The sequence below is a fragment of the Thermosynechococcus sp. GLH187 genome, assembly GCF_031583395.1.
GTDB lineage: Bacteria > Cyanobacteriota > Cyanobacteriia > Thermosynechococcales > Thermosynechococcaceae > Thermosynechococcus.
The window spans coordinates 1,261,046-1,279,446 of sequence record NZ_CP134175.1 but is presented as its reverse complement, the minus strand read 5'-3'; the positions used below and the strand labels follow the sequence as shown (position 1 = coordinate 1,279,446).

Genomic DNA, 18,401 nt, shown 5'->3' with positions numbered 1-18,401 from the left:
TCAATATAGTCCCACTTGGCGCTTTCTACCGCCAGATGGTCTGAATGGCCATTGAGTGCGGGGTTCCTTGCTAGGCTAAAGGAGAAGGGGTTTCAAGAAGACTGGGGATGAAGCCAATTTACTTAGATGGACTGGCAACCACACCGGTGGATCCCCAAGTACTGGCAGCCATGTTGCCCTATTTTAGCGATCGCCCCGGCAATGCCAGTAATCGTGCCCATGCCTACGGTTGGGAGGCCGCCGCCGCCATTGATCTTGCCCGTGAAACGATTGCCGCAGCCATCCATGCCCATCCCGAAGAAATCATTTTCACCAGTGGTGCCACTGAAGCAGACAACTTGGCAATCAAGGGGGTGGCTGAAGCCTACTACAGTCGCGGTCGCCATATCATTACCGTGCAGACAGAACACAATGCAGTGCTCGCTCCCTGTCGCTATTTGGAGTCCCTTGGCTTTCGGGTGACCTATCTGGGGGTGAATGAGAAAGGGTTCATTGATCTGGCGGAGTTAGAGCAAGCCTTTACCCATGAGACCATCTTGGTATCCGTGATGGCCGCGAATAATGAAATTGGGGTGCTCCAACCCTTGGCCGAGATTGGTCGCCGCTGTCGCGATCGCGGGGTACTCTTCCACACCGATGCCGCTCAAGCCTTGGGCAAAATTCCCTTGGATGTTCAGGCGCTTCAGGTGGATCTCATGTCCCTGACTGCCCATAAACTCTACGGACCAAAGGGCATTGGTGCCCTCTATGTGCGGCGCGATCGCCCCCGCGTCCAACTTGCGCCTCAACTTCATGGTGGCAGTCAAGAACAGGGCTGGCGATCCGGAACCTTGGCCACTCCCCTCATTGTCGGCTTTGGGGTAGCAGTACGACTCGCTCAGGAACGTCAAGCCACGGATATTCCCCATCTGCGGCACCTGAAAGAACGGCTGTGGCAGGGCTTAGCCTCCCTTGGAGACATTTATCTCAATGGTGATTGGCAACAGAGTTTACCCAACTGTCTCAATGTCAGTATTGGTGGGGTTGAGGGCAATGCCCTCCTACAGTCGATTTATCCCCATGTTGCCCTCTCAACGGGGGCAGCCTGTAGTAGCGACAAACCAACACCGTCTCACGTTCTGCTTGCCTTGGGGCGATCGCCCACCCTTGCTCATGCTTCGCTGCGATTTGGTTTATTACGTACCACCACAGAGACCGAGATTGATTTAGCGCTTCAGCAGATTCACCACAGCATTCAACAACTACGCCACCAGAGTTGACGCTCATCCCGGTAACGCTATGCCTAACGGCAGGCTTAGGCCAACGCGTATAGCAGGAGATTCCCCGTTCACAGAGTCTTGACTAGATGACCCGAAAGTCATCCCCGCCAGAACCTCTCCAGGGGCATTTTCAAGACGGTGCGCCCCACCGCCTATCAATCGATTCCGCAGCGGCAATATCCCTAGGCATTGAACAGCCACAGGGGCACTCATGCCAACGGATTGATAGCGTTTTGCGGACTGCTTCGCCACAGTTGGGACACTCTTGAGAGGTGCCCGCTGCTTTCTCCTTGACAACCACCTTGCCACGCTTGCAGGCCACCCAAGGCAACACCGAGTTCAGGAATGGCCCATGACCCGCATCCAGCATGTGCTTGCCCAGCGTCCCACGACTGAGGCCAATCAGATTCAAATCCTCCACCACAATCACATCAGCCCCGTCGCAAAGTTGGTGGGCAACCTTGAAGTGACAGTCCCTGCGGGTGCGGGCAATCTGTTCATGCAGCTTCGCCACCTTGCGTTGAATCTTCTTCCAGTTGGCTGACCCAATCTGTTTCCGCTTCAGTCTGCGTTGCAGCAATTGAAGCTTGCGTTGCATCTCTACGAAAAACCTAGGCCGTGCTAGTTGAAGTCCGTCCGAGGTGGAGAGAAAGTATTCCAAGCCAACATCGAGGCTAACCACCCGCTTCAAGACTTGCTGATGCTTGGGCGTTAACCGACGCTAAATCAGGGTTGAACTGCTTTGCTTGGGTGAATCGTTGACACTGCACGTTGAAGCTGGGGTAGGGGGCATCCGCTGGGATGATGTACTCGCTAGGCACAGAGCAGGCATTGACTGGACATTTGCGCGAAGCAATCCAGTCTTTGCGCTCCCTCAGCGCATCATTTCAAACTTGGCGACACACGTCTAGATCGTAGTCGATCTGCTTGGCCTGCTGCTGGGTTAGTTTTAGCCTGTACTCGTACGTCAGGGTGAGCATGAGTGGACTATAGCTATTAGTCGCGCCCGATGTTCGGTGCCAGCTCAATATGTCCAGCAACAAGCTGAGATTGAGTGACTGCTCCCTGCAGTCGCCCGCCACCTCACCACCACCTAACCGCTTTGCGGTATAGACGGAGTACTACGGCGAATTTTGGTAGATTGCTAAAAAATGCAGGAGCCTCTTTGCCCCTGCACTGGAATCGTTAATTTTAACTCTTCGTCAATCGTCTAGCGCTATGGGCGCAGTTTCCCGAGCATGCTCATAATGCCATCTTGTTTCTTGAGCATTTGGTTGAGCTTGCGCAAATCAAGGTTGATGGTTTCAGCAGGATAGTTTTTCAAAAACGACATCATGCTCAACCCTTCCGGAGAAGCAGCGGCAGTGAGCATGGCACCACGGAGAGCCACTTCACCGGCTTTATCGCGGCGAATCGTGACCTGAGAAAATTGTTTGAGTAAATCTTTGCCAATGGGACTACTCAAAATTTTATTGGTTTGCACAACATTAAAGGGCAGCCGCATACCCAAGAATTCAAGGAGCTTGGCTTGGTCATCTTTGGAAACCATCCGCATCAATGCTCGCAATTCTCCCGTAGCTTCTTGAGTGGACACAAATTCCTCTAGCTCCGACATCGGGAAGGAGCGCTGAAAAGGACCATAGGTGAGGGAGACAAAGTTAGCTGCTTTGGCAGGGGTGGTGAAAAGGGCACCCACGGGTAGTGCCAGTGCCAGTAACCAAGGCGAAAGACGCTTCAGCATAGGGGATCGACTCCAAAATCACTTCAGTACAAACGTCGGATTGCACCGCTAGCAGTATAGCAGCGAAAATAGAGCTTGCTGGCTCTCCTTAACTTATCCCTAACGTTTAGTAGGCTTAGACGTAAATTGATGAGCGTTTGGCAGCAGGGCGCCACCATTGAGCTAACAATTGACTCCTTGAACCACACGGGGGAGGGGGTAGGACGCTGGCAGGATCGGGTGGTTTTTGTGGCGGATACGGTTCCGGGCGATCGCCTGCGGGTGCGACTGACCCATGTCAAGCGGCAATATGCCCACGGCAAGGTCTTGGAGGTGGTGCAACCCTCAGAGCAGCGGGTGCGGCCAAGCTGTATTGTGGCGGATAAATGTGGCGGCTGTCAGTGGCAGCGGGTGGCCTATGGGGCGCAATTGGCGGCCAAAGAACAACTGGTGAAGGACGCGATCGCTCGCATTGCTCATCTGAAACCGCAAATTTTCCTACCGATTTTGGCTGCCTCTAACCCCTTTGGCTATCGCAATAAAGTGACGTACCCCCTCGGTCGCCGCCATGGTACCGTGGTTGCGGGCTATTACCAAAAAGGCTCCCATCACCTAGTAAACCTGAATCAATGTCCCGTGCAAGATCCGCGCTTCAATCCGCTCTTGGCTGCCCTGAAGCAAGCGTTACAACCTTGGCCGATATACAACGAGCAGACCCATGAACCGGGGTTGCGCCACTTGGGCTTGCGCATTGGTCAGCGTACCGGGGAGCAGCTCATTACCCTCGTGCTTGCGGGGGCATTACCCGCTGGCTTGCAGGCAGAGGCAGAAGGTTGGTTACAGCAGTTTCAAGGGGTGGTGGGGGTCTGTGTCAACTTCAATCATCAAGTGGGAAATCGCATCTTTGGTGACGAGACCCAGGTATTGGCGGGGCGATCGTACCTTTGGGAAGAGATGGCAGGGGTGAGGTTTCAGATTGCTTCGACCACCTTTTTTCAAGTCAACACGGCGCAAGCGGAGCAACTGGTTAGCACCCTGCGAGAGTGGATTGCCCCAACAGGTCACGAACGACTGGTCGATCTCTACTGTGGAGTCGGGACACTGAGCCTACCCCTTGCCGGCGCTGTCGCTGAAGTGATTGGTGTGGAAGTGCATCCTGCTTCGGTACAACAGGCGATCGCCAACGCCCAACACAATGGTATTAACAATGCTCGTTTTTTCTGTGCCAGAGCAGAAGAGTGGCTACCCCAGTCCGATCAGGCCGTGGATGTGCTAATTCTTGATCCACCGCGCAAAGGGTGCGATCGCCCCGTTCTTGAGGCGATTCTCCGCCACCGTCCGCCGCGCATTCTCTATGTCAGTTGTCACCCTGCCACCTTGGCACGGGATTTGGCTCACCTCTGCGCTACCGGTGCCTATCAACTAACCAAAATTCAGCCCCTCGATATGTTTCCGCAAACAGCCCATGTAGAAACGGTTGCTTTACTGACTACTTCCTAGGGCAGGATTCTCCCCAGTGGGTTGGATTGGCTCTACGCGAAACATTTTGGCAAACATCTTGCTAACGTAGGCTTGGCCATAGACCACGCTGGTCTTAGCTGTTGGCGAAGTGCTTGTCTCTGGTGGCGCGGCGGTTGGACTTTCCTGATGGCTAGAGGGAGAGGCTGTAGACTCCTGCTGCTCTGGCGTGGAATTCTCTGCAGTATCGGCAGTTGTTGATGGCTCTTGCCAAGGATCCTCAGAGGAAACGGCACTCTCTTGGGGGGGACTCGTTTCTGTGGGGGGCTGCCAACGGCGACTACTATCACCAAGAAGCGAACCAGCGGCCACCACAGCACCAGCCGGAATCGTTGTTTGCATCACGGTGGTACTGGCGCCAATACAGGCATGGGGTTCAACGGTCACTGCCCCAATCAGCAGCACGCCCGCGCCAATGTTGACCCCTTCGCCAATTTCAATGGTGCCGCCGTGGGCATGAATGACGCTGCCCATACCAATACAGACACCTGCGGCAATGCGAATTGAAGCCCCTGCTTCTGCCCAAAGCAACACCCCGGGTGCCAAAACGGCTTGGGGATCCACCACCACATCACCAACAATGCGAACCGCAGGTGAAGGGGGCAGGGCTAAAGGCGGCAGGGGCATTGGGGCACCTCACAGGGAGGGCTACTTAGCAGCCTGTTGGAGCAGGATTTCGGCCACCCGCTGCTTACCGGCAGGATTAATGCCAATCAGCCGCACGTACTCGCCACTGTATTCTTGGAGGCAAGCCTGAATCGCAGCAAGGGCTTCATTGAGATTTTTGGCCTCAATGCGGGGGCCACTTTGCCAAGAGTTGGTGCGGTAGCGACGGGCATCCACGTGTTCTAGGCCGAGGGTATAGCCCTGTTGTAGCAGTTGCCGTACTTGTTCAACCACCTCTTGACTGAGACTGTGGCTGCTAGTGCTCCCTTGACTAGAGGCGGTTGGGCGCGGTGCGAACCCTTGACCACGGGTGCTACTGCCATTGCTGGCGGTTTTACCATTGGGGCGGTGAATAATCGTTTCCAGTACCCGCTGTTTGGCTTGGGGATTGACACCTACGAGGCGGACATAGTCCCGCTGGTGCTCGGCAAGGAAGGCCCTGAGGTCATTGAGCTGCTGCGCTGAGGTAATTTTGATGCCGCTTTGCCAAGAACTGGTACGGAAGCGACGCTGGTCGGCATACTCGGTGGTGACTTGGCAGCCCTGGCGCAACAGGTCTTGAATTTGGTTCAGGAGATCGGCGCTGAGAACGGTTTCATTGCTGGCCGAACTGACGGAGACAGGGCTAGTAGCCGCTGGGGTTGCTGCTTTTGTGGCGATCGCCACCGCGCCATCGGGTCGCTGAATAATTTGCTCAAGGACGCGCCGCTTTTGCTTTTGATCAATACCAATCAAGCGCACATATTCCCCTGCATGTTCTTGGAGGCAGGCCTCAAGGGCGGCGAGCACTTCCCGTTCCTCTTTGGATTGAATGGGGGCGCAGCTAGTCCAAGAACTAGTGCGATAGCGGCGAGCATCAGCGTGCTCTGTGCCAATTTGATAGCCCTGCTGAAGTAACTGCCGCACCTGAGCCACAACGGAGGCATCCAAGGAACCCACTGGGGCTGCACTCACGGTTGCGCTAGGACGATAGCTACTAGAACTAGTCACAGCAGCTTGACCGGGGCGTTGAATAATTTCCTCGAAAACGCGACGCTTGGCTTTGGGATCAACACCGATCAGGCGTACATACTCACCCTCGTGTTCCTTGAGGAGTTGGGCGATCGCCGCCATCACTTGAGACTCCTGCCGCCCCGTCAACGTCGGGCAACTCTGCCAAGAGCTCGTACGATACCGCCGCGCATCGGCATATTCCAAGCTGATTTGGTATCCCTGCTGCAACAATTGGCGGACATGAGTCCCATAATCTGCGGTCATAGTGTTCTTTTCCCCGGTGAGCGTTTCAACGTGTAGGATGGGTGGGTCTTTTTGACGCTGGAGTTCATTCCGAATCGGGGCAATACAGGCAATATTCTCAGCACAGTGGTACCCCGATAGCAGTGCTTCATTGATGCCAACCACGTGCTGGGCAAAGTGAATATCCGACTCTTCCACATTCGGCAGGCGATCGGCTTGCTGCTGCGTCGTGATCACCATTCCTGAGGGCACATATTTTCCCGGTGGAATCTCCACATCCTGAATGAGGACATGCATCATCACCACACAGCCTGCGCCAATCCGAGCATTAAAGACCGTCGAACGAAAGCCAATGAAACAGCCATCACCAATGTAGGCAGGGCCGTGGATCAGCGCCATGTGGGTAATTGAGGCATTGTCACCAATCCAGACAGAATACTCTTGGCCATCATCGCCAATCACCCGTCCCTGCTGGAGGCCGTGGATGACAACGCCATCTTGGATGTTGGTGCGGGAGCCAATGTGGAAGGGTGTTCCTTCATCGGCACGAATGGACGTGCCGGGTGCGATGTGAACATAATCTTTGATGCGGACATCGCCGATGAGGTTACTAAAGGAGTGGACGTAAGCCGTGGGGGCAATCTCTGGCTCCGCTAAATCCCTAGACCACGGCGTCGGAGGTGCCGCATAGCTTTGAACCGCCATAGGGAGAAGTCTCCAATGCTAATACTGGGTACGTTTGCTGTAGAGCAAATAATTATCCCGACTTACGGTGTCAATAATGGCGACAACGGCTGCGTCAATGGGTTTGTCGGTGCCATTGATAATACAGCGGGCGGCACTGCCTCGGCTTACCAATACCCACTCATCCTGTCCTGCACCCACCGTATCTGCAGCCACTTCGTAGTCGGGTAAAAATTCGCCGTCCTCACCCAAATATTGCAAGACGAGAAACTTGACTCCCGTTAAGGTGTCTTCTTTTTGAGTACTGGTAACGGTGCCGCACACTCGCGCGATTTTCACTATGGGCGACCCATCGGACGAATACCACTAACGCTTTCGCGGAATTGTTCCACCGCTTCGGTGTAGCGAATGGGCAGGACGTATTCGAGGTTTTCGTGGGGACGTGCAATGATGTGGGTGGAGAGCACTTGACCCCCATTCACACGCTTCACGTTTTCGACCCCCGCCGCCACCGAAGCCTGCACTTCAGAGACATCACCACGGACAATCACGGTGACCCGACCACTGCCGATTTTCTCGTAGCCCACAAGGGTAACGCGAGCGGCTTTCACCATTGCGTCTGCGGCTTCCACCACTGCGGGGAAACCAAGGGTTTCAATCATACCGACGGCAATTGCCATTGTAATAACTCCTAAACGTCAGACAAGTTAAGAACTAGAGGATCGATAAGCGATGCAACTGAAAACTCCACCCAACTGCCAAACCCCTTAGTTTCGGAATTGCTCCACTGCCTCGGTATAGCGAATGGGCAATACGTACTCAAGGTTTTCGTGGGGACGAGCAATGATGTGCGTAGACAGTACCTCGCCGCCATTGACACGTTTGGCAGAATCGACCCCGGCAGCCACTGAGGCTTGCACCTCGGAGACATCACCCCGCACAATCACGGTGACCCGACCACTCCCAATTTTCTCGTAGCCCACAAGGGTGACCCGAGCGGCTTTTACCATTGCGTCTGCTGCTTCGACGACGGCGGGGAATCCGCGCGTTTCAATCATTCCCACAGCAATTGGCATGAGTAAGCTCTCCTAATTAGAATAAGGGTAAGCAGTACAAAAGCTAGAGTTGCAATCAGAGCGATCGCTACAGAAAATAATGACGGGATAGCCGATTGTTATCGTAACGTTAATCACCGTCCTCATTATTTCTAAAACAAGCATAGGGTCAGGGGTTTCTTTTGACAATATAATGATTGATAATATTTTCTAGTTTCTCGTATTATCAAACCTAATTTTAAGCCCTTGACCCCTATTTCAGCTCAAGGCAGGTGAGTATGAATCAGTTAATCCATAGAATTTTATCTAAAACTGGTTACCTTCTCATAGATTGATTGCTCGATTAAGAGGGTTCTGCCGCTGTTTGGGCAGACTGCATAAGGTATTTCAATGTTGCCCTGTATTTTGCTAGATTAAAATCTATTGTTCTATCAAACAGCAATTAACTTTTCTCGATCAATATTCTGTAAAACGCTGATTTGACCGATGCGCTGAAACTCTTTGCTACTTTTATCGGCGAGGTGCAGTACCCAAGGCAGTCGAGAAGAGCAAAATCCGCTAGCAGGATGCAATTGAGTCAAATGATAGGTCTGTAAAGCCAGTAGTTCTAAAGGGGTCTTGCCATGGGTGTGCACAACGCGCAACGGTCTAGCACTGCCTCCATATTTTTTCTTGCTTGCCTCCTCGCTACTTTGTAAAATAAATGAGTTCGTTTCCTCGAACAAGACAACAGTACCCACTGCAGCGTCCTGATAGGTTACTTTGCTATCAGTTGAACAAATCTCACGTCCCATTCTGCCTGAGCCACTTTTACGGACACTGAGAATATCGACAGCAATATCTTTTTTATTTAGTTCTTCAATTGTCTGCTCAAATTCCCCTTTTTGAATAAGGCCATCACGCATCAGTAGTATCTTTTTAGGGTAGGAATGACAATTGTCTTGGAATTTAAGCACTAGCTTAGACACAACTTGCCAAATTGCTTGGCCAGAGATAGTTTCTCCCCGTTGCACATGTGGTAACTCCCAACCCAAGCTTTGACCATTGGCTAAAACTGCAAAAGCAGAAGTGCCATAGTACAGTCTTCCATTTGTACCTGTGTCAAAACCGATAACCAAGTCAGCAGCTTCAGGATGATCTAATGGTTTTAGATAGACAGGCTGCCACTTGGCTTTACACAACAGCCCTAGGCAAACATTGAGAGATTTATAATTATTTACATTAACTGGCACTATAAACTGAGTTGCTATACCTGCTTTTAATGCTTGATTTCGCAATTTCTGTTTTTCTTCATTGGGTGACCAAGGCATCACCACTAAGACAGTTTTAATTTCTTGAGCAGCCCATTGCTGCCAGAATCTTTGTTGAGCCAGATAACCTTCCGGGTATTCGCTTTTGGTAAAATAGGAGTCTATTTGTATCTGGGTGCCACTATTTTTCGCTATTTCCAGTAAGCATTTGCGTACTTCTTCTGGATATTCAGTTTTATCATCAGAAAGATTAAGGCAACCAAATTTCTTTTCACCAATTTTTGCACAGCCAAAGGAGCTAATTTTAGCTGTTTTGTCAATTTCTTTATTATTGCGAGCTAATAGTTTTGCGCGAGGCATGACAAACCCGTTAACTTTGATCGGCTCTGGTTGACAACTAAGATTATAGATGTGTTTGAAAATGAGTTCGGCTGTTTTTTGGGATTCCGACAAACGCAGGTTAATGTTTTTCCTAATGCAGTCAAACACACCTTGAATTTCACTTTTTTCTCTGCCTTGTTCAGCAATTTGTGCTAAAATTTCCACTGTGAGAACTGGTGATAGTCTTTGAGATAGATGATATACTGGCTTAGCTTTATAGTCACTAGTTTTTCTAACAATTACAATACGTGATTCATTTATTTCTTCTTCAGATGCACCCTTTCGACGGTGGTAATCCGCTAAACTGATTCCGAGTTCTTTTATTTCTACGTCATTTGGACTTTTATTCGAAAAATCTTCAAGAATCCAAACTTTTTTATCTTCGTAAGTATTTCTGACGTACTTGATCTGAATATCGGGGTATTCGTTGAGCCACCATTCAAGTGTAAATGGAGTATAAAAGCGATGATGAATATCAATTTCCAAGTATAATTTTCCATCTGGCTCAATTCTAACGTTGATTGCTCTACCTCTATGTACTTCCCAGCCATCCCCCCTTTTTTCTACCCCTTCTTCAGCAGGAATCCACCAAATCAATCCGACTTCGTAATCTTTTTCAATTCTGGTTTTGTTAAATTTTTCTTTTAATTTGCACTCTAGGATTTTGCGTTCAAAGGATTCCAGTGCCTGCCTTTCGTGATCATTTTGACAACTCAGCTCTCTACATCCTATTTGCTGTAACTGCCAACCCTGAGTTTGCATCTTACTAGTATCAATAGGCTGCCTTGTAATAATGCGGTTCCCTAGTCGAACAGCAGTTACACCTAGTTTGTAGCAAACGCTGGAAAGGGCTTTTTGCTCGCTACCTTCCTCTGGCACTTGAGTAAATTGGCATTGGTATTCATAAAATCTGAGATCCTGTTGAGTCAGATTTTTCACAAAAAAACGATTGAGTATAACTTCAACTTCTGGAAATTGGGCGAACATGATTTACAGGGAATGTAAATGTGGATGATTATAGCAAGTCTTGTTACAAATTTAAGCAGCCGAGATACAATTGTCATAAATGGTAGGTGTGGAGGATCTGGGGTGCTGCGGCTACCAATGCAACCCATTTGGCAAAGGGTTTCCCAGTGGCCGGTGTGGGAGCCAACACGGCTGGCGATCGCCAGTTCAATTCTGCTGCACGCTGTGATTCTTTCCTTTGTGCGGGTGCCCGAACCCACACCGCCAGAGTTGGCCAGTGATCAACTGGTGCCCTTGGTCAGCCTTTCTCCGGAACTCGAAGCGGATTTACCTTCGATTGAACCGCTCTTGCCCACGGAACTGCCGCCCCTTGCCACGACCGCACCACCGCCTCTACCGTTTACAGGCATTGAGCCACCCCCTCTTTCCTTTGCCCCCTTGGCACCCCTGCCCCCCTTGCCGCCGCTGACGGAACTGCCGCCCCTACCCAATCCAGTACCGCTGCAACCTTTGCCGCCGCTATGGCAATTGCCCCCGCCCGCCCGCCCCTTACCCGTTATCCCGACAACCCCGAATGAGGATGTGGCCGTTGCGCCGGAACTCGTCTCACCGACGCCTACGCCTGAACCCACCCCTGAAGAACCCCTAGCAACCACAGAAGGCGAAGCGGCAGCAGCGTTATCGCGGTGGTTTAATCAAACGCGATTGACCCTCAATACGACGAATCTACAAGTGAATTTAGCCCAGCGGATCACGGACTTTTATCCCCAAGAGGCCTGTGGCGATCGCCTGCAGGGGGAAACAACCGTTGCGGTGGTGGTCACTCCCCAAGGGCAATTGCTGCCTGCCAATGCCGCCCCCGAAACGGGTTTGCTCACCCGCAATCCCCAGATTATTCGCAGCAGTGGTTCTGCACTCCTCGATCAAGCCGCCCTAGAACGGGTACGTCAGCAATCCTTTGAGGCCACAGGGCAGTACCAAGCCTTAGCGCTCACCTTTGCTTTTGAGTATCGCCCCGAAGTGTGCCGAGGTCAGCAACCTGCTGCCACCCCAAGACCACAGCCTGCTATGCCAGCACCGGCAACGCCACCACCAACACCAAAACCAGAGGCTAGACCATCCCCTGCGAGTGAAGCCTCACCAACACCCACACCCACTGAAGAAGCGCCACCGCCCGTATCCCCAGAACCTAGCGAGACAAACTCGTCGTCTGAAGCGCGGGCTGCGAGTCCGCCAGCAACATCTCCCGAATAAAGCGGGCGATCGCCCGTTGCAGGAGGCCGTTGACAATACGCTGACCCATTTGCTGTACCTCTGGGCGCACAATAATCCGCAGAATTGCCGGCATCACCTTGCCCCAGTCAAAGCCGGGGGTATCCTGCAAAATGCTGAAAATGCGGCGCAAATGCTCTAGGGCATTGGCTTCACTGACGATATTAGAACTTGCCGTTGCCGGTACGGGACGGGTGACGAGGGGTAAGAGTTGCACCAAGTTCCATTGCCCTATGGTTGTCCGTGCCCACGTGTCAAGGCTCTTGACAATTTCATCCGCTAGGCGATCGCGATACTCCACTCCCCGCTCCGAAAAGAGAAAATCTAAAGCCTGCTCCAGCACCACATTAAAGTCATAGTCACGGCTCTCGCGGGCATTGCGCAGCAGATTTTCTAGGCGCGTCCAGCGAAATTGACCATCCTTGAGGAGCAGGTTCGTGAGACTTGTGCGCAGCTCTGGGGCAGGATCCGTGAGCAGTCGTTTGGCAATGTAAGGATAGGCGGCACTGAGTACCTTAAAGTTGGGGTCAACGCCCATGGCAATCCCTTCCATGGTCAGGAGCGATCGCACGATCAAGGCATAATAGGCAGGCACCTGAAAGGGATACTCGTACATCACCTCTGACAGGCGATCGAAAATGCGTTGGATATTTAGTTCCGAGACACTCGCCCCCAAGGCATCCTCAAAGACCAAGGCCAGCGCCGGAATAATTGGTTCCAGATCTGTATCGGGGGTTAGGAACCCTAAATGAACATAGTCGTAGGCAAGGCTTTCGTACTCACGGTTAACAATGTGGACAATGGCATTCAGCAAGCCATAGCGCTGCTCTGGGGCAATCTCACTCATCATGCCAAAGTCGAGATAGGCCAATTTGCCGCTAGGCATGGCCAGCAGATTCCCTGGATGGGGATCAGCATGGAAAAACCCATGTTCGAGCAACTGCCGCAGGGAGCACTGCACCCCCACATACACCATGTAGCGCGGATCAATCCCCAAGGCTTGAATTTGCTGCGGTTGGTTGAGTTTGACCCCCGTCACCCACTCCATGGTGAGCACCCGCCGCCGCGTATAATTCCAGTAAATCTTGGGAATATAGACATCGGTGAGGTGGCCATAGAGACGGGCAAAGCGTTCGGCATTCCGTCCCTCTTGGGTATAATCCATTTCCTCAAAGAGGCGACCAGCAAATTCATCGAGAATGGCCACTAAATCACTGCGAATCTCCTTGATCAGGCGTTTTGCCCAATAGGCCACCCCCCGCAGAATGTAAATGTCCAAGGTGATACTTTCTGCCAAGCCGGGACGCTGGACTTTGACGGCCACCTCTTCGCCACTGTGGAGTTTGCCCCGGTACACCTGTCCCAAGGAGGCAGCCGCAATGGGATGATCACTCAGTTCAGCAAAAAGCTCACTGGGGGGGGCGCCCAGTTCCTCCTCAATAAACTGAAAGGCCACTTCATTGGGGAAGGGTGGCAACTGATCTTGGAGTTTTGTTAATTCTTCCAAATAGACCGCTGGCAAGAGATCCGGACGAGTGGAGAGGGCTTGCCCCACTTTGATATAGGCTGGTCCAAGGCGGGTGAGGGTTTCCCGCAGGGCGATCGCTCGCTGGTGTTGATTTTGTTTACTTTGGCCTGTGACCCTGTCCCACCAACGGTTAAAGAGCAGCCAAAACACTGGCCAGAGAATCCGCAACCAGCGACTGAAGACCAGTAAAGGTCGCTGCCGGTAGTAGGCACCAATGGCCACGGGATCATAGGGTTGAAAGGTCTCCGGATCATTGGGAAGGGTTTCAGCCGCGATCGCAATCTCTTGGGGCGCGGAATCACTGGGGACAATTGCCGTATTCATGGGCAGTCGCGCAAACTCTTAAAGTATTTTAACAATCAGTTCATCATCAGGGAGGGCGGAAAATGCGGCTAGTGATTTTGGGGGCAACGGGGCAGGTGGGCTGGCAATTGGTGCAGCAGGCTCCCCAAGGGGTAGAAGTCATTCCCATTGCTCGCCAAGGCACTGCCGTAACACTGGACTTGGAAGATTTAGAGGCCATTCCCAACCTAGTAAAAACCCTTTGCCCCGATGTGGTCATCAATGCGGCGGCCTATACTGCCGTGGATCAGGCGGAACAGGAACCGGAACGGGCACAACGGATTAATGGCACAGCTGTGGGTCTTTTGGCAGAAACGATGGCCTCTTTGGGAGGGTTGTTGATTCACTACTCGACGGATTATGTGTTTGCTGGTACGCAGTCGCGACCCTATCGCGAAACCGATGCCACTGCCCCCCTCAATGCCTATGGCTATAGTAAGTGGCTAGGAGAGCAGGCGATCGCCACCCATCACCCCGCCCACCTGATCTTGCGCACCAGTTGGGTGTATGACCTGCGGGGCAAGAACTTTTTGCGCACCATGGTTCGCCTTGCTCAAACCCGTCCTGTGGTTCGGGTCGTTGCCGATCAAATCGGTACGCCCACGGCTGCCCCCTTCATTGCCCAAGTCACCTATCAACTGCTGGAACGCTGGCAGGCGGATCCCTCCTTGAGCGGTCTCTATCACCTGACGCCCCGCGGCAGTACCAGTTGGTATGGCTTTGCGGTAAAAATTTTTGATCACCTGCGTGCCAAGGGCTATGCAACTGCCACCCTAGAGGCGATTCCCAGCAGTGAGTATCCGACACCGACCAAGCGACCCGCCTTTTCCACCCTCAACTGCGAGAAGTTGGAGGCGGTTTTGGGGACTCCCCTCCCCCCTTGGGAAGCGGTTCTTCAGCCCCTTTTAGACCAACTAGATCCGCAATCCGTGCTTTAGGGGGTTGTCGCAACGGTTGTTTTCATTTGGCTGAACCAGTCGATGAGTTGCGCCAGTTGTTTCTCCACCGGTTGCGTCCCTAGACCCCGCACGGTAATTTTGCCCTGACTATAGACAAACCGATTTTGGAGATGGGTGGGCAGTTGCTCTAGGAGCAGTTTCCATGCTGGCTCCGCCATCGGGGTTTCAAGGATGACGTGCTGCTTCCCTTCGGGACGAATGCGACTAATGCCACACTGCCGTGCCAGTTGTTTGAGTTCCACAACCCGCAGCAGTTGCTGAACTGATTTGGGCAATGCCCCATAGCGATCGCTCCACTCTGCCGCCAATTGCATCAAGTCTTCTTTTGTCGTTGCAGCGGACACCGCACGGTAGGCGGCCATCTTTTGTTCCAAATCGGGCATATAGTCGGCGGGAATAAAGGCAGTGACATTGAGATCCACTTGGGTATCGTCAACGGTGGGAATCTCTTGGCCACGAATTTCAGCGATCGCCTCCTCGAGCAGTTCCACATACAAATCAAAGCCAACACTGTCCAGTTGACCGTGCTGCTCCGCCCCTAGGAGATTGCCCACACCGCGAATTTCCATGTCTCGCATTGCCAGTTGGTAGCCCGATCCCAGTTGGGTAAACTCCTGAATTGCCCGCAGTCGTTGGCGTGCCGCTTCAGTCAGCACCTCTTGGCGGGGGTAAAATAACCACGCATGGGCTTGAATGCCCGCTCGGCCAACCCGACCCCGCAGTTGATAAAGTTGTGCCAAGCCAAACCGCTGCGCATCCTCCACCAAAATCGTATTGACGCGGGGAATATCCAAGCCGGACTCAATGATGGTCGTACACACCAGAATATTGGCTTCACCATTGCTAAAGCCAAGCATCGTGGATTCCAGTTCTCCTTCTGCCATCTGACCGTGGGCAATGAGAATACGAGCACTGGGCACCATCCCTTGCAGCTTTGCCGCTACCTCCTCAATTCCCTCAACCCGCGGCACGACATAGAAGACTTGACCGCCTCGATCCAGTTCTTGGCGAATCGCACTGCGCACCGTTTCTGGGTCATAGGGGGCAAGGTGGGTTTGAATCGGGCGCCGCGAGGGGGGTGGTGTGGTGATCAGGCTCATCTCCCGAACCCCCGACAGGGCCATATAGAGGGTGCGGGGAATTGGCGTTGCACTGAGGGTGAGCACATCCACTTGGATTTTGAGGGCTTTGATTTTCTCCTTTTGGTTGACGCCAAAGCGTTGTTCCTCATCCACCACCAGTAGCCCCAAGTCCCGAAATTTAACGGTTTTGCTCAGGAGTTGATGGGTGCCCACGACAACATCCATTTCGCCCGTTTTCAGCTTTTGCAGGATCTCTTGCCGCTCACTCTCGGTGCGGAAACGGTTGAGCAGCCCCACTTGAATCGGATAGGGGGCAAAGCGTTCCTTGAGGGTGTGGTAATGCTGCTGCGTTAGGATTGTCGTCGGGGCAAGAACGGCCACCTGTTTGCCTGCCATCACGGCTTTGAAAATAGCACGAATGGCCACTTCGGTTTTGCCAAAGCCAACATCACCGCAGACCAGCCGATCCATGGGGCGATCGCTCTCCATATCGGCCTTAACCTCTTGGATGGCCTTGAGTTGATCCGGAGTGGGCTGATAGGGAAACGAGTCCTCCATTTCCTGCTGCCACGGTGTATCTGGAGGGAAGGCAAAGCCCTGTTGTTGGGCACGTTGAGCATAGAGTTGCAGCAGATCCACCGCTACTTTTTTAATGGCCTTACGCACCCGGGCTTTGGTACGTTCCCAAGTGTTGCCCGTTAACTTATTGAGTTGGGGAACGCCATCGCTCTGTTTGCGGTAGCGGGAGAGGCTGTTGAGTTGATCGGCAGCAACGCGGAGAATGCCATCGGCATATTGCAGGGCGAGATACTCGCGGGTTTCGTTGTTAATCGTTAGCGTTTCTAGGCGCAGGAACTGACCAATGCCGTGTTGGCGATGGACGACGTAGTCCCCCGGCTGAAGCGTGTTGAGATCCACCTGTTTGGCAGCAGCGCGGCGGCGTTTGCGCACATAGCCAAGGTTGACTAGGTTGTGCTGGCCAAAGAACTCGCGATCGCTCACCAGCACCGTGCGGAACGTAGGCAAAATAAAGCCACTAATTTCCGCTAGACCACTGGCCTTGAGGGCAATGGGCAGTCGCTGCTGTTGCAGCTTATCAATGGCCGGAAAGTCCTTGGGATTGGGCACAAACTGGGCGGGGCAATCATGCTCCTGCAACAGGGCTACAGAGCGACTCGGCTGCGCAGAGACCAACCACACGGTGTACCCCTTGTCCCGTTCCTCCCGCAGGGTTGCCGCCAAGCGACCAAATTGGTGGGGAATGGCTGGAACCGCCCGTGCTGATAAATTGAGACCGAGTCCCTCACTGGCCAGTTCGTAGAGGTGCACCCGTTGAAACCGCTCGAGGGCTTGGGCACTGGCTGACCACGGACGATGAATGGGGGGGGGTGGCGTTTCAAGGCTTTGCCAGTAGGCTTGACTGTGCTCATACCAGCGATCGCCATGGGCAGCACAGAGGGGCGGCTCATCCACGGCAATGAGGGTTTGGGCAGGCAAATAATCCAAGAGCGAAGCCGGTTGCGGAAAAGCCACCCCCAGATAGCGCCGCAATCCCTCTTGATCCTCTGAAATGAGATGGGCGTGATCTGCTGCCCGCAGGGCTTGGGCAATCAGGGGAGTAAAACTAATGGGCGTCAGGGTTACCTGCGCAAGGGCATCAAGGCGATCGCCCTCGGTGTGTAGGGAGCGTTGACTGGCCGGATCAAACTCGCGAATGGACTCAATCTCATCGCCAAACCACTGCAAGCGCACCGGTAGCTCCGCCGAGACGGGGAAAATATCCACAATGTCGCCGCGCCGACTCCACTGGCCTTCCGTTTCCACGAGAGAAACCCGCTCATAACCAAGGGCTGCCAAGGCGGTGGCCACTTCCCCTAGGGAGTGCTCTTGACCCACCTCTAAAGTTAGACAGGCGGCACGAAACTGCTCTGGTGGGGGTAAATGGGGTTGCAGTGCCCGTTCCGTGGTGACAATTGCAATATTGGGGCGATCGCTCTCGACTAGAACTTGCAGTTGCCCCCAGACCATCTCCGCTTCCAAGTCAAAGGGGTCATAGGGAGAGGCCTCCGATGTCGGGTAAAAGAGCACCGCCTCCCAACCCATGAGTTCCAATTGCGCCGCCCAGCGTCCCCCCTCCTCTAAGGTGGAAGTAATCACACACAGCGATTGCTGACTCTGCTGCGCCAATGTGGTGGCCACAAAGCCCTTGACAAGGCGGGGCATCCCCGTGAGGATCAGTTCCCGTTGGTGTTGTAATTTGCTGAGCAGTTCAGCCGTCAGCGGCAGCTTACCCCAACTGCGGGGAATTGCCATTAAGGACATAGACGAGTGTCAGTGCAGGTGATCAAGACTTCAGAATTGAATTGCGACCCCTTGGGGCAGCGCTAACGCATTATAATTCTTACGCTCTCCTATCATTGTAAAAAGCAGGACAAGGATTCAGAAAACTCTAGCTAAAGCGCTTTTCGACAATTAGGGGGTAA

General features: G+C 53.0%; 15 protein-coding genes. 4 read left to right on the top strand and 11 right to left on the bottom strand.

The features are described 5' to 3' along the window. Positions 1-107 precede the first annotated feature (107 nt). On the top strand, positions 108-1,259 hold the full coding sequence (locus tag RHI63_RS06075) for a cysteine desulfurase family protein (protein ID WP_206201495.1): 1,152 nt from the start codon (positions 108-110) through the stop codon (positions 1,257-1,259). A 130-nt stretch (positions 1,260-1,389) separates the two neighbouring features. Here the strand turns inward: RHI63_RS06075 and RHI63_RS06070 are convergent, their stop codons facing one another. From RHI63_RS06070 to RHI63_RS06060, 3 genes are all read right to left on the bottom strand, one after another. Beyond that, the gene (locus RHI63_RS06070) at positions 1,390-1,941 is read right to left on the bottom strand and encodes an RNA-guided endonuclease TnpB family protein (RefSeq protein WP_225901703.1); all 552 of its coding nucleotides are present in this window, start codon (positions 1,939-1,941) and stop codon (positions 1,390-1,392) included. Next, the gene (locus RHI63_RS06065) at positions 1,934-2,080 is read right to left on the bottom strand and encodes a hypothetical protein (RefSeq protein WP_206201493.1); all 147 of its coding nucleotides are present in this window, start codon (positions 2,078-2,080) and stop codon (positions 1,934-1,936) included. Before RHI63_RS06065 ends, RHI63_RS06070 begins: the two co-directional genes overlap by 8 nt. A gap of 395 nt (positions 2,081-2,475) precedes the next feature. Continuing rightward, positions 2,476-3,000, bottom strand: coding sequence for an alpha/beta hydrolase (locus tag RHI63_RS06060; RefSeq protein WP_206201492.1), 525 nt, complete (start codon positions 2,998-3,000; stop codon positions 2,476-2,478). 129 nt (positions 3,001-3,129) lie between these two features. Between RHI63_RS06060 and rlmD the strand changes: the two genes are divergently transcribed. Beyond that, complete coding sequence (gene rlmD, locus RHI63_RS06055) at positions 3,130-4,479, top strand: 23S rRNA (uracil(1939)-C(5))-methyltransferase RlmD (protein WP_310744235.1); 1,350 nt, start codon at positions 3,130-3,132, stop codon at positions 4,477-4,479. Here the strand turns inward: rlmD and RHI63_RS06050 are convergent. From RHI63_RS06050 to RHI63_RS06025, 6 genes are all read right to left on the bottom strand, one after another. Continuing rightward, positions 4,462-5,124, bottom strand: coding sequence for a hypothetical protein (locus RHI63_RS06050; protein ID WP_206201490.1), 663 nt, complete (start codon positions 5,122-5,124; stop codon positions 4,462-4,464). The genes rlmD and RHI63_RS06050 overlap by 18 nt on opposite strands. Before the next feature lie 21 nt (positions 5,125-5,145). Further along, the gene (locus RHI63_RS06045) at positions 5,146-7,104 is read right to left on the bottom strand and encodes a ribulose bisphosphate carboxylase small subunit (protein WP_310822000.1); all 1,959 of its coding nucleotides are present in this window, start codon (positions 7,102-7,104) and stop codon (positions 5,146-5,148) included. 18 nt (positions 7,105-7,122) lie between these two features. After that, positions 7,123-7,422: a EutN/CcmL family microcompartment protein gene (locus tag RHI63_RS06040; RefSeq protein WP_149817455.1), complete on the bottom strand. Its 300-nt coding sequence runs from the start codon at positions 7,420-7,422 to the stop codon at positions 7,123-7,125. After that, a complete protein-coding gene (locus RHI63_RS06035; RefSeq protein WP_011056790.1) occupies positions 7,422-7,763 on the bottom strand; it encodes a carbon dioxide-concentrating mechanism protein CcmK in 342 nt (113 codons plus the stop codon). Before RHI63_RS06035 ends, RHI63_RS06040 begins: the two co-directional genes overlap by 1 nt. 87 nt (positions 7,764-7,850) lie before the next feature. Then, positions 7,851-8,159 (bottom strand): carbon dioxide-concentrating mechanism protein CcmK, encoded by a 309-nt coding sequence (locus RHI63_RS06030; protein ID WP_011056791.1) that lies wholly within the window; start codon positions 8,157-8,159, stop codon positions 7,851-7,853. A gap of 410 nt (positions 8,160-8,569) precedes the next feature. Continuing rightward, positions 8,570-10,756, bottom strand: coding sequence for an argonaute PAZ domain-containing protein (locus RHI63_RS06025; RefSeq protein WP_310743521.1), 2,187 nt, complete (start codon positions 10,754-10,756; stop codon positions 8,570-8,572). A gap of 102 nt (positions 10,757-10,858) precedes the next feature. On the opposite strand from RHI63_RS06025, the gene RHI63_RS06020 reads away from it, so the two are divergent. Then, a complete protein-coding gene (locus RHI63_RS06020) occupies positions 10,859-11,989 on the top strand; it encodes a hypothetical protein (RefSeq protein WP_310821998.1) in 1,131 nt (376 codons plus the stop codon). On the opposite strand, the gene RHI63_RS06015 is transcribed toward RHI63_RS06020, so the two are convergent. Continuing rightward, positions 11,925-13,859 carry an AarF/ABC1/UbiB kinase family protein gene (locus RHI63_RS06015; protein WP_310821997.1) on the bottom strand — a complete coding sequence of 645 codons (1,935 nt, stop codon included), beginning with the start codon at positions 13,857-13,859 and terminating at the stop codon, positions 11,925-11,927. The genes RHI63_RS06020 and RHI63_RS06015 overlap by 65 nt on opposite strands. 62 nt (positions 13,860-13,921) lie before the next feature. On the opposite strand from RHI63_RS06015, the gene rfbD reads away from it, so the two are divergent. Continuing rightward, positions 13,922-14,815 (top strand): dTDP-4-dehydrorhamnose reductase, encoded by an 894-nt coding sequence (rfbD, locus tag RHI63_RS06010; RefSeq protein WP_206201485.1) that lies wholly within the window; start codon positions 13,922-13,924, stop codon positions 14,813-14,815. On the opposite strand, the gene mfd is transcribed toward rfbD, so the two are convergent. Continuing rightward, on the bottom strand, positions 14,812-18,240 hold the full coding sequence (gene mfd, locus RHI63_RS06005; RefSeq protein ID WP_310821996.1) for a transcription-repair coupling factor: 3,429 nt from the start codon (positions 18,238-18,240) through the stop codon (positions 14,812-14,814). The two genes, rfbD and mfd, sit on opposite strands and share 4 nt — an antisense overlap. Between the last annotated feature and the right edge of the window lie 161 nt (positions 18,241-18,401).

Coding starts and splice junctions, on each gene's coding strand:
- RHI63_RS06045 (WP_310822000.1), bottom strand. CDS start 7,104: ATGGCGGTTCAAAGCTATGCGGCACCTCCGACGCCGTGGTCTAGGGAT.
- RHI63_RS06035 (WP_011056790.1), bottom strand. CDS start 7,763: ATGGCAATTGCCGTCGGTATGATTGAAACCCTTGGTTTCCCCGCAGTG.
- mfd (WP_310821996.1), bottom strand. CDS start 18,240: ATGTCCTTAATGGCAATTCCCCGCAGTTGGGGTAAGCTGCCGCTGACG.
- RHI63_RS06075 (WP_206201495.1), top strand. CDS start 108: ATGAAGCCAATTTACTTAGATGGACTGGCAACCACACCGGTGGATCCC.
- RHI63_RS06060 (WP_206201492.1), bottom strand. CDS start 3,000: ATGCTGAAGCGTCTTTCGCCTTGGTTACTGGCACTGGCACTACCCGTG.
- rfbD (WP_206201485.1), top strand. CDS start 13,922: ATGCGGCTAGTGATTTTGGGGGCAACGGGGCAGGTGGGCTGGCAATTG.
- RHI63_RS06015 (WP_310821997.1), bottom strand. CDS start 13,859: ATGAATACGGCAATTGTCCCCAGTGATTCCGCGCCCCAAGAGATTGCG.
- RHI63_RS06030 (WP_011056791.1), bottom strand. CDS start 8,159: ATGCCAATTGCTGTGGGAATGATTGAAACGCGCGGATTCCCCGCCGTC.
- rlmD (WP_310744235.1), top strand. CDS start 3,130: ATGAGCGTTTGGCAGCAGGGCGCCACCATTGAGCTAACAATTGACTCC.
- RHI63_RS06025 (WP_310743521.1), bottom strand. CDS start 10,756: ATGTTCGCCCAATTTCCAGAAGTTGAAGTTATACTCAATCGTTTTTTT.
- RHI63_RS06050 (WP_206201490.1), bottom strand. CDS start 5,124: ATGCCCCTGCCGCCTTTAGCCCTGCCCCCTTCACCTGCGGTTCGCATT.